This is a genomic window from Spiroplasma endosymbiont of Polydrusus pterygomalis, from assembly GCF_964030825.1.
GTDB lineage: Bacteria > Bacillota_I > Bacilli_A > Mycoplasmatales > VBWQ01 > Spiroplasma_E.
Window position 1 is genome coordinate 142,392 of record NZ_OZ034964.1, and the last position, 11,930, is coordinate 154,321.

Genomic DNA, 11,930 nt, shown 5'->3' on the forward strand with positions numbered 1-11,930 from the left:
TATTATGTTAAGTTTCTTTAAAAGAAAAGAAAAAACAAATATTACTGATAATCAAGGTGAAAAATTAAAGTTTTTAACTAATAAAAATAAAAGTACTCATGCTTCTATTTTAAGTTATTTTGGTTTTAATAATTTTAACCATGAAACTTATTTTACTGATTTTGTAGCAGAAAATAACGCTAATTTATATAATGCTCCATTAGATATTAATAATGAAACTATTAAACAATATTTAATTCAACAAGAATTTTATAGAAAAAATTGAAATTCTATTTTTAAATTAAGTAAATTAGGAATTAGTGGTTATTTAATTTATATTGCAAATGATAATTTATATTTTCAAGTAGTTGATATACAACAAAGAGTTTATGATATTACTGGTAAATTAATTCAATGTACTATTTTTTATGATAGTTATGAACAAAATTCACAAACTGTAAGATTATTTGAAGTTTATACATTAAATAATGAACAAGTAACAATTAATCGTGCAATTTATAGTATTAGTGATAATAAAAAACAATTTCCATTAGATTTTAAAACATATATTAATAATCCTAATTTAACACAAGAACAAACATTAAATATTAACTATATACCAATTACAATTATGCGAAATAAAGCAAATGAATTAGCAGATTGTAATAAAGTAATGGATAAAATTAAAGCATTAGATGTTATATTTGAACAAATTGTATTAGATACTATTTTAAACTCACCGAAGTTTATTTTTAGTCAAACTTATGGTAATGTTCAATCTTTAATGGAAGAAGCAGTAAGAACATTAGTTACTAAGAATTATATATTTAAAAGTGCTGGTGATAATAACGAACAAAACGAAAGTGTCAATATGACTAGTAGTAATTTTAAAGGTAAAAATTTAACTGATATATATGACTGATTGGTAAATGAAATATCTAAGCGCTGTGGTATTCATATACCAAGTCAAAAGAAATCTGCACAACAATCAGTACCTGAAAGTACAGCTGTAAATATTTCAACTATTAATTATATTGAACAAAAATTATGACAATTTAATATTGATATTCTTAAATTTATTAAATTGTTAGTAAATTTAGATAAAGATTTATTAAATAGTCAAACATTTAATATTGATGATGAACAAGAAATTAATAATTTAACTGTTAAATTAAAATTATTTAACCCTGAAAATAACCAATTAATAGGAGATAACAATGGAAAACAACAACAAACCACAAACCAAGTTTCCACAGAAACAAAAGCAAACTAAACTTAATCAAGCAGATGTAGAAAATGATTATTTAATTGATAATATTCCTTATGATTTTACTAATATGATGCGTGCTACTAGTGACCCTGATATTAATAGAGCATATGATGAATTTAAAAAAAGAACAATTTATATTTATGAAATTGAGCGTTTATTTAAAAATAATGAAAATAATAGTTTAAAATTTTCAGCAAATACTATTAAAATTGGTTTTATTGATATTGAAAAAGTTTTAAAAACTACTGCTGTTGAAACATCTGACTTTACTATGCAATTAAATCAAAGAGCAAGTACTAATATTAATGATAATACAATTGAATATAGTATGACTGATATTAAAAATTTAATTTTTCAAGAAATAAATTTATTAAATCAATTTAAGTTATATGCAGTTAGTATAAATGAACCATTAACTGAAAATAATATTGATAATTTATATATCATTAATAATTATTCTCAGCCTTATCAAAATCCAAAAACAAGAAGTACTAAAAGTATTACTATTATTAAAATTAAAGATTTTAAAACAAGAGATGGTTATCCAATCATTATTAAATTACAAAAACCATTAGATAAAGATACCAAAGTTATTGGTTTAAAAATTAAAGCACCTAGAAGCATGATTTTCGGCAATATAAAGGTACTTGGTGAAGTTGACAATATGGAAGTATACCCAAAGTTATTTGTTAAAGATAAGATAGCATTTCCGCTGTTATCAATGCCTATTGAAACTCAACCAAAAGTTAGAATATTACAACAATGATTTAGCGAACAAATATTACCTTGAAATTTAGCAAAGCAATTTATAGGACAAGAAAAATCAGTTTTAGATTTAATTGCTATTGGTGGTGGAACTGAAACAAGAAAAGAAATTATTAATAATGCAAGAGTTACATATACTAAATTAGGTTATAAAGTTACTAAGAGTGCACAATTATGACCATTAAATGAAGAAAAAGAATTAAAAGATAATGAAGTATGGCATTTGCCTTGAACAACAGCTGATTGAGTTTTAAATATTGCTACAACAAATAAATTTCATGATGTTGAAATAGAAATAAAAGATAGACCACCAATTGATAGTTTACAAAAAGTATTATTAGATATGTTAACTTATACATATACATATAATAGAAACTTTGATGGGGCAAGTTTAGACCCAACGAAAAAACCAAATGAATTAGATAAATTAAGAGCAAAATTTGAAGGACAAAAACCTGATGAAGTAATTACTAATTTATTCAAACAATGAAAATTAGATTATCCAAATTATATAAATTTACCACAAGTTCAGATTTTTAAACAACTAGTCATCATGTTATCAAGTAATATTTATTCAACAATGTCAATTAATAAAGGTTTAAATGATGATAATAAAATTTTATTACCCTATTATTTTGAATTAAAATCAAATCCTATACATAGTAATTCTGATGAAGTTTGAGAATTTAAAGATGCAAAAGTAATGTTAAAATCAGCATATTTTGACTTTACAGATATGAATAACATTAAACTAAAAAATAATGATATTAGTCAAAATGAATTATTTAAACTTGATGATAATCAATTCAACTGATTATCTATTACAAATGAATTAGAAAGTAACAATATACCGTCATTAATTCCTGCTGATTGAACATTAGGTAATGGTGAATATGGAAAATACTTTACAAAAGCAATTATTAGTAATAATAAAATTGAAAATGCATTAAATTTATATGGTTCAAATAAATCTCAATTACTTTCTAAATTAGAATTTTATAAAGAAATTTCACAAATTGATAATAATAGTGAATTTGAATTACAAATTAAAAATCCGATTAATAACTTAAATCGGATTGAAATTAGTGGTATATTTGGTTCTGGAAATTATGATTTAATTTTAATAACTGATAAACAAGAAATAAATCTAACTAATATTAATTTATTTGATAAATATAATGAAAATATTTCTTATATTAATTTAGAAATTTAATTATCAAAATATCCATAGGGATAATTACCATCTCATTTTTTATCATTCTTATTAGCTGGTTTAATTGCAAAATATAAATCTATTTTATAATGGTCACTTCTCGGACTTTGTCATATAGAAGCCCCCCCAATGCGCATTATAATCGTGGTCTAAAAAATAACTCAAATCATTAGTTTTATGATGTGATATTGAACCAATTATTAAACCTGTTACTCCACTTACTGCACCAATTAGTGCTAATGCTAATGTTATTTTACTTAAATTTGTTTTTATTCATGTTTTCATGATAAATTTCTCCTTTTTTATTTTGTTATTTTTTCTTAATTTTTCACAAGTTTTTAATCATTTTGGTAATAATTCATGTTCTAAATTAATTGTATGATTTTCACAAAGAAAAAGACTAAATGTTGTTGATTTTAATTCTAATAATATAATATTTGTTCATTTTTTATTACAATTTTTATTTTGGCAAATAACGTTCATTTTGTAAAATCTCTTTTAAAGATTTTAATTTATTCATAACTTTTAATTCTTTTTCTTTATTCATCATAATTTACTCCTTATTTCTTAACATCTTATTGTTTAATTGTACTTATTTTTTATTATTTTTACAAGTATACTTTTAAACGCAAAATAACGCCTAAATAAAAGGTGTTTATTTTGTGAGACCTATACTATTAATTTTATGTCACTTGTTTATTATATGGCAAATGTGAAGATGCTTTTTTTCACAGTAGCATTATTTTTACCACGAATTACGTTTTTATATGGATATAGTGCATAAAACAGAGCATCATAAGGATCTTGGTACATATTTTTATCTGGAATGTTAGTTTTTGTTTGGTCATATCTTAACTCTTCTAAACATTGAGTAGTTTTTGGTAAATCATCTTTATTTGCATAAAAGTTTCCATAACTCATAATATTTCTCATTCAAACTACGCGATTAGTTAATCCTGCTTCTTGATTTAGATTTGAAGCATGTTTAATAGCAGTTTGTGTTATTAAAATAGTATTATGTTCATCTATTAATTTTTGATTTAATCAATCCATTGCTGTTCGTGCTTTATCATCATAAAAGTAAACCGTTTGTTCAAAATTTTCAAAATTATCAATTAACCCTAAAATTTCATTAGCATAAGCATTAATCTTTTCATTTTCATTAATAAAGTCATTTGGTGTAACTACTAATTCACAAATAATATAAGCGTCATAATAACCAGTATTATTATATTCTTTAAATCCAACTACCATAAATACAGTATGGTCTTTATGACCAGTTGCTCAATCAATACCAATACTATAAAAATCAAATTTATATATATCTTTTTCTTGATTATAAAATTGTTTTAAATCATATGTTTGTCAATATTTTAATGTTTTTTGAAATGGGAAAATTGTAGCATCACTATCTAAAAATTCAAAACCATAAAAAACAGTATTAAATTCATCGGGATTACTTTTTTTCATTTCTATTAATGTTCTTTTTTGAATTTCTGGTAATTTATTTCAAAACGGTTGAATAGTAAATCTTAAAATAAATAAACCTAAACCACTAAACACTTCTTTATTTTCATAATAAACTTTACCAACTTTTTTAAGATTATCCATAGTTTTATCATTTAATGGTAAAAATGGTGTACAGTACTTTAAATAAAATGGGTGATATTTATCGTATGGATTACATGTAAAAGTAATAAAAAAACTTTTATAAAAATAACGAGTAATCTTTTGTCCAAAAGTAGAACTATATATATTTTTATCAATAAATGTTCAACTTCATTCTTTAATTGGTTCATTTGATACTTTAATACGATTACTTCTAAACATAGAATTTTGTAAGCGTTCATAGCGATATGTTAATTGCTTTTCTGTCAACGTTTCTTTTTCTTCTTCCATAATTATTTCATCTGTACGTGAACCTAAAAAACTTGACCCACCTGCTTCTTTTCCAAAAATTTTATTACCATTAGCATAACCAATAAAATCAATTTGTTGATTATTAGGAAAAATAATACACCCACCATCCTTAGTAATTTTTCATTTAATATCATGGGAATTATTAGGTAATAAATTAATATCATATATATCTAATAAAACTTGACAAACATTCATTAAAGCACCAATAGTGGTTTCACTATGAGTATTTTCATATCGTCTTACTTCTTGTACACTACTATCATTAAAATTACAGCATATAAATAAATCAAATGCTAAACAGTTTCAAGTTTTTCTTGTTCCCCGTGCTGTTGGTATAAAACGATAAAAACAATTAGTAGTAAAATATTCTGCTCATTCATCACCAACAAATGCTTTAAAAATATCTCAACTAAAACCATAATTATTATCACTAAAATTAAGGTCATATTTTTTATTTAATTGTGCATAACTACTAATGAATGGCATATTTACTCCTTAGTTAACATATATAAGTTAAAATTTAATTATTAATAAATTTAGAAAGGAAATAAAGAATGTTATTTTTTCAAAATCATTTTAATTGAGAACAACATTATTTTAATCAAGATGAATTAAATTTAAAACAAACACAAGAATTGTTTAAACAAATAGATGATAAATTATGAAATGAATGTGATAAATCTATATATAAACCATGTAAATTTAGAAAAAGAAAATTAAAAACAAAAAAAGGCCTATTAACTTATAAGCGACGTATTTGTACATATTATAACAAAAAAATACAAAAAATTGAATATGTGTCATTACTAGATATATATCTTGGTGTTAAAAAGTATAGTAAATTAGCACCCGATGTTATTAAACAAATTTTAAAATATTTTACTGACGGAAAAAGGTATCGTGATGTTTGTGATACTTTTATAGAAGACTTAATAAGTAATAGTGCTGTTTTTAGAACATATCAAAAATTTCAATTACAAAAAATAAAAATTCCTAAAATCAAATTAAAACCAAACCAAACTTTATATATAAATATTGATGATGGACATAGAAAATTTAAGTTTAATGATAACCATAATAGTAAAAAATGTAAAAAATGTTCTATGAGATTAATAATATTTTGCATTGGTAAAAAGAAAAATGGCAAATTAATTAATAAAAGAGCTGCATGTAAAATAAGATTATCAAAAACAAAAATTGGTGCATATAAAACTGCACAATTAATTCAAAAATATGGTAGATTATATTATGAAAATTTTGACCAAGCAAATTTAATAATTTGTGGTGATAGTGCAAAATGAATTAGAAAAACTGCTGAAATTTTAAATGCTAAATTTATTTTAGATAAATTTCATGCTTTTCATGTTTTATTTCTTGGAATTATGGCAGGAAGAAGAAAAAATAAAATTGCTAAACTACATTATGAATATGCACAAAATTTATTTTCAAAAGGTCAATATTATGAATTAATTGATTTTTTAAATTCATTAATATTAAAATATCCAAAATTAAAAGTTGGTTATTTCATTAATGCAAAAGATGGCGTATTAAATCAAGCATTAGTTGAAAATATTGGTTGTTTTACTGAAACTAATATTAAACAAATTTTAAAACATATGATTGGAAGTAGAACCTATAATATTGATATGTATTCAAAAATGGTTAATTTTAAATGCTATCAAATAAATACAGAAATACAGTTATTATAAAAAAATCCCTAATTAAAGGGATTTGCCTAAGAGACCACGTACTTAACATACGCTTAGTAATCAAAGGGTATACGGTTTATCTTAAAGGACTTTAATTTATTATAACATACTTAAAAACTTATTAAAAATTATTTTAATAAGAATTTTTGAATTATAAAACTAAGCATTATTGTTGACTTATGTTTTACAAGTGTTAAGATTAATATACAATTGCATATAAAGTCTAAATTATTCTCGTCTAACTTTATAATTTAAAGACAAATAATGAATATTATAGACAACATCGTTATGCTCCCTTAAAAAGAAAGGAATATTGATTTTATGTCAAAAAGTAGTTTAAAAAATTCTGATCCTGAGTCTGAAGAAAACAAATATATTCCAAATAAAAAATCTAAAAGGTTTGATGTTCTTAGTAAAATTAAAGTTTCAAGAACCTTACTTTTTTGAACACCAATTGTACAAATTATTGCTGCTATTACTTTTCTAATATTATTGATAGTTGATGCTGCTGTTGGCAAAAAAATGGGATTTGAATTTACTAAATTACAACTAGCTTTATCATTATCATATGTTGGCGTAGCAATTTTAATTAATATTATCTGTTTTATGATACCTGCTAGAAAACTTAAAAAGAAATCTTCATTTAGAATTACTGCTATTTCAACATTAATATTATCAACATTAATATTAAGTGGCAGTTTTGTTTTTTGAACAATACCAGTATTATTATTTTTTTCATTAATATCATTAATTGTATGAATATGTGAAGTAATCGCAGCAATTATTTTAATTTTAGCAGTTGAAGAATTACCTAATGAAAAATAAAGTAGGTGAAGACAGTGAATATTAAAGATTTAGATAATATTAAAGAAAAAAAATCAGTTTTTATTCCATATGAACAAAAAACTAAAAATGCATATTTTGTTTATTTGGGGATATCAATAATTCTTTTTTTATCGGTTTTTATTTTCTCTTTATTTGCTACTATTAATATCTCAAAGTATGAACTATATAACTTAGAACTTACTGACTTTAAGTATCATATTTTGAATTTATTATATGCACCAATTGTTTGCTTAATTGCAATTATTATTAGTATAATTTTATTAATATTTGCTCCTAAAGTAAGTATTATATCTTCAAAGTATAGTAGTAGAATGTTTTATACTGCTTTTTGATTATTAATTCTGAGTGTAATGTTAAATTCAGAAGTACAATTAATGTATATTTCACCATCTGCAATCCTTGATAATGAAAATTATCATTGAATTAATCCAATTGTGGCAAAAATATTTATTATTATTAGTCTTTTTTTAATTTTAGTTTTCCAAGTTTTTTTTGAATTATGCGTAGAAAATTTACATTTATGAATTCAGATTATGAGATTTACACTACTAGAAGTATGGAAAAGAAACAGCGAAAAATGAAAAAACAAGAATTAAAAAAAATAGAGAACATGAAAAGGAATTAAGTAAAAAAATCTTAATATTAAATAAAGGGGGGAATTTTATGAGAATTCGCAATGGTTGATTTATTATTTTTTATTTATTATTAAGTACATTTATTATTTATGAATTATTTTTTTTAATTGCTTTGTCAAAAAACACAGTTTTAAAGGAATTATATTATCATGGTTTTGAAGTTGTAAAATCTTCACCAAGTTTTAACCCTTCAAATTATTTTTCAATTTATTATTTACCAGTAATAGGTTTAGCAATGAGTAGTTTTGCTTTGATTAGTTGTATTTTTACTGCTAGAGTTTTTCTTGAAAAATCTCCTTCTTTTAAATTTATATTTTTGGTTGTAACTTTTGTTATCTTTCTTATTGGATTTTTAATAAGTTTTTCAGGTCAATTACTTTATTGTGAATGAAGTAATAGAGATGCAAAAATTTTACCTAATCAAGGAGGAGCAGTTAATTCACCAAATTTTTACTATCAAAATTGAGTTTCTTCAACAATTGTTTGAACAATTTTTGGATTATATTTTGGATTACTGGTGGCGGCTGTTATTTTATTATTTAAATTAAATTTAATTAATATTCAAACGTATCATTTTTATCGTCAGCGTCTTGAAGCAGAAACAGATTTTGAACCAGAATTAAAACAGCCATTACCAAGTTCTAATGAATTTGATCCAAATGATACGCAAACTATTACTATTTTTCTTGATGAAGAAGTAAGTGAAAAAATAAAATCAAGGAAACAACGTAAAAAATCTACTAGGAAAAAACAGAAAAAAAGTTAAATTCTAAAAATAGAATTAATAAAAATAAAAAAATAATAAACTTAAGATTTCTTAAGTTAATACGGTTGGAGGAAAATATGAAAATTCGTGTACGATATGCGCCCAGTCCTACTGGGTATTTGCATATTGGTGGTGCTAGAACAGCATTATTTAATTACTTATTTGCAAAAAATAATAAAGGAGATTTTATTGTTAGAATTGAGGATACTGATTTAGAACGTAATATTAAAGATGGTATTAGTTCACAATTAGATAATTTGCGTTGGATGGGAATAATTCCTGATGAAACAATTGATTTACCAGGTAAATATGGTCCTTATAGACAAACTGAACGTTTAAATATATACATAAAATATGCTTTAATGTTAATAAAAGAAAAAAAAGCATACTATTGTTTTTGTACAATTCAATATTTAGATAAAATGAGAAATAAACAAAAAGCAAAAAATATTTTAGCATTTCAATATGATGGCACATGTTTAAAATTAGAACAATCTATAATTGCAAATAATTTAAAAAATAAAATCCCATATGCAATTAGAATTAAAATTCCCGCTAATAAAAGTTACAAAATTAAAGATTTAGTTCGTGGTGATGTTGAATTTAATTCAGTAGATTTAGGAGATTACATTATTATTAAATCTAATGGTGTTGCTACTTATAATTTTGCTGTTGTTATTGATGATCATCTAATGGAAATAAGTCATGTTTTTCGTGGTGAAGAACATTTATCTAATACACCAAAACAATTAGTTATTTATCAATATTTTAATTGAAAAATTCCAATTTTTGCTCACTTAACACTAATTGTTAATAATGAACGTAAAAAGTTATCAAAACGGGATGGTAGTGTTATGCAATTTATTCATCAATATCGTGATGAAGGTTATTTACCAGAAGCAATTTTTAATTTTATTGCTTTATTAGGATGAAGTTCCCATGAAGAAAAAGAAATTTATTCTAAAGAACAATTAATTAAATTATTTACTCCAAAGTATTTAAGTAAAGCACCAAGCATGTTTGATCCAGAAAAATTAGTATGAATGAATAATTATTATATTAAAAAATTAAATGTTGAACAATATTTAGCATTAGTTACACCTTTTATTAAAAAAAAATATGATTGAAATAGTAAAACTAGTGAATGATGAAAAGAAGTATTATTAATTTATCAATCACAATTAGAATATGGTAGACAAATTAATGAATTAGTAACTCTATTTTTTAAAAGTAATTATAAATTAGATGCCGAAGCTAAAGTTTTTTTAAATAATAATGATTGTAAATTAGTTTGTACAACTTTTATTAATAAAGTTATTCTCTGTGAAAATTGAACTAGTGACAATATTAAAAAGATTATTAATGAAGTAAAAACAAAAACTAATATTAATGGTAAATTATTATTTATGCCAATTAGAATTATTAGTACTGGTCAAATGCATGGTCCTGATTTAATTAGTACAATTAAATTATTAGGATATAATACTATTATTAATAATTTACGTTTGAATTTTAAAATTAAAGAAAAATAGTTATTGCTTTTATATATAAATAATATATGATTAATTTTAATAAAAATAATAATTAGTAAGTTTAAAATTTATAAAATAATTTATGAAAGGATAAAACTTATGTTAACTAGCAATTATAAATTAACTTTTATTCGTGATACTGTCCACAAAAACATTAATATTAGTGAACCTGTTATTCAATCATTAATAGCTTGTAAAGAATTTCAAAGATTAAGATGAATTAATCAACTTGGTGGAGTACAAATTGCTTTTCCTAATGCTACTCATACTAGATATGTTCATAGTATTGGTGTATATCATATCTTAAATCGAGTTCTTAATGAAGTTAATGGTGCTTCTTCACTTGATGAAAAAGAAAAAACTAATATTAAAATTGCTGGTTTACTACATGATTTAGGTCATGGTCCTTTCTCACATACTTTTGAAAAAATTATAAATCTTAATGTTAATAAAAAGCAAGATTTTACTCATGAAGATTATACTTGTGCTATTATTAATGATAATAATAGTGAGATTAATATGATTTTAAAACAATTTAATATTAATATTAATGCTATTATTGGTATTATTAGGAAAGATTATAAAAATTATCCTAAATATCAAATTCAATTAGTGTCTTCACAATTAGATTGTGATCGTATTGATTATTTAATGCGTGATGGATATTTTACGGGTGTTGAATACGGAGGTATTGATCTTGATTGAATTATTACCAATATGATAATAGATATTAAGCAAGGTTTGGTTTTTTCATATAAGGCAATTTCTGCTATTGAGAATTATTTAATTACAAGATTTCATATGTATTCGCAAGTTTATTATCACAAAAGTGGAGTTTTTTTTGATCTTAATTTACAAAAGTTATTTGCAAGAATGACAGAGTTATATTTTGATAAAAATTATTTATTTAAAATTAATATTCAAAATTTTATTGCTATTTTTGAGGGTAAAAGCATTGAAGTAGAAACATATTTAAATTTAATTGATGCTACTTTAATTGAGTTAATGCAAGATATTATTAGGTTAGAAGATGATAATAATTTAGTAAAAATATCAAAATTAATTTTATTTTGTTTTAATTGAGAAAGTGAGTTGTTGTTATTAACAAGTCAAAATAGTCTTCATGTTGTAGGTATTAAACAAGATTTAAAAAATGTACTTTATTGTTTTAAAAAAGATCCAATTATTATTAAAACTAAAAATGAACAATATATCGCTTTAGAAAAAATTTCACAAATTTTACAAGATCCAATGAAGATGAAAAGTACAATATATTTTTTAAAAGAAAAATAGTA

10 protein-coding genes are annotated in these 11,930 nt (G+C 22.7%); 8 read left to right on the top strand and 2 right to left on the bottom strand.

What is annotated here, in order from left to right; genetic code table 4:
* The first annotated feature begins 4 nt into the window (after positions 1 to 4).
* A complete protein-coding gene (locus ACQH25_RS00695) occupies positions 5 to 1,252 on the top strand; it encodes a hypothetical protein (protein ID WP_425381005.1) in 1,248 nt (415 codons plus the stop codon).
* Positions 1,197 to 3,227 carry a hypothetical protein gene (locus ACQH25_RS00700; RefSeq protein WP_425381006.1) on the top strand — a complete coding sequence of 677 codons (2,031 nt, stop codon included), beginning with the start codon at positions 1,197 to 1,199 and terminating at the stop codon, positions 3,225 to 3,227. Before ACQH25_RS00695 ends, ACQH25_RS00700 begins: the two co-directional genes overlap by 56 nt.
* Positions 3,228 to 3,311: 84 nt before the next feature.
* Here the strand turns inward: ACQH25_RS00700 and ACQH25_RS00705 are convergent, their stop codons facing one another.
* Together ACQH25_RS00705 and ACQH25_RS00710 are read right to left on the bottom strand one after the other, a co-directional pair.
* Positions 3,312 to 3,710, bottom strand: a complete 399-nt coding sequence (locus tag ACQH25_RS00705; RefSeq protein WP_425381237.1) for a hypothetical protein — start codon at positions 3,708 to 3,710, stop codon at positions 3,312 to 3,314.
* Positions 3,711 to 3,926: 216 nt separating this feature from the next.
* The gene (locus tag ACQH25_RS00710) at positions 3,927 to 5,633 is read right to left on the bottom strand and encodes a hypothetical protein (RefSeq protein ID WP_425381236.1); all 1,707 of its coding nucleotides are present in this window, start codon (positions 5,631 to 5,633) and stop codon (positions 3,927 to 3,929) included.
* A gap of 68 nt (positions 5,634 to 5,701) precedes the next feature.
* Between ACQH25_RS00710 and ACQH25_RS00715 the strand changes: the two genes are divergently transcribed.
* The 6 genes from ACQH25_RS00715 to ACQH25_RS00740 all read left to right on the top strand — a co-directional run bounded on the left by ACQH25_RS00715 (position 5,702) and on the right by ACQH25_RS00740 (position 11,928).
* Positions 5,702 to 6,856, top strand: a complete 1,155-nt coding sequence (locus tag ACQH25_RS00715) for an Mbov_0401 family ICE element transposase-like protein (RefSeq protein ID WP_425381009.1) — start codon at positions 5,702 to 5,704, stop codon at positions 6,854 to 6,856.
* Positions 6,857 to 7,177: 321 nt separating this feature from the next.
* Positions 7,178 to 7,681: a hypothetical protein gene (locus tag ACQH25_RS00720; protein ID WP_425381374.1), complete on the top strand. Its 504-nt coding sequence runs from the start codon at positions 7,178 to 7,180 to the stop codon at positions 7,679 to 7,681.
* Positions 7,682 to 7,695: 14 nt separating this feature from the next.
* Positions 7,696 to 8,298 (top strand): hypothetical protein, encoded by a 603-nt coding sequence (locus ACQH25_RS00725; RefSeq protein ID WP_425381375.1) that lies wholly within the window; start codon positions 7,696 to 7,698, stop codon positions 8,296 to 8,298.
* A gap of 67 nt (positions 8,299 to 8,365) precedes the next feature.
* Positions 8,366 to 9,103: a hypothetical protein gene (locus ACQH25_RS00730; protein WP_425381376.1), complete on the top strand. Its 738-nt coding sequence runs from the start codon at positions 8,366 to 8,368 to the stop codon at positions 9,101 to 9,103.
* Positions 9,104 to 9,180: 77 nt separating this feature from the next.
* The gene (gene gltX, locus ACQH25_RS00735) at positions 9,181 to 10,635 is read left to right on the top strand and encodes a glutamate--tRNA ligase (protein WP_425381377.1); all 1,455 of its coding nucleotides are present in this window, start codon (positions 9,181 to 9,183) and stop codon (positions 10,633 to 10,635) included.
* Between the two features lie 99 nt (positions 10,636 to 10,734).
* Positions 10,735 to 11,928 (top strand): HD domain-containing protein, encoded by a 1,194-nt coding sequence (locus ACQH25_RS00740; protein WP_425381378.1) that lies wholly within the window; start codon positions 10,735 to 10,737, stop codon positions 11,926 to 11,928.
* Positions 11,929 to 11,930 lie beyond the last annotated feature (2 nt).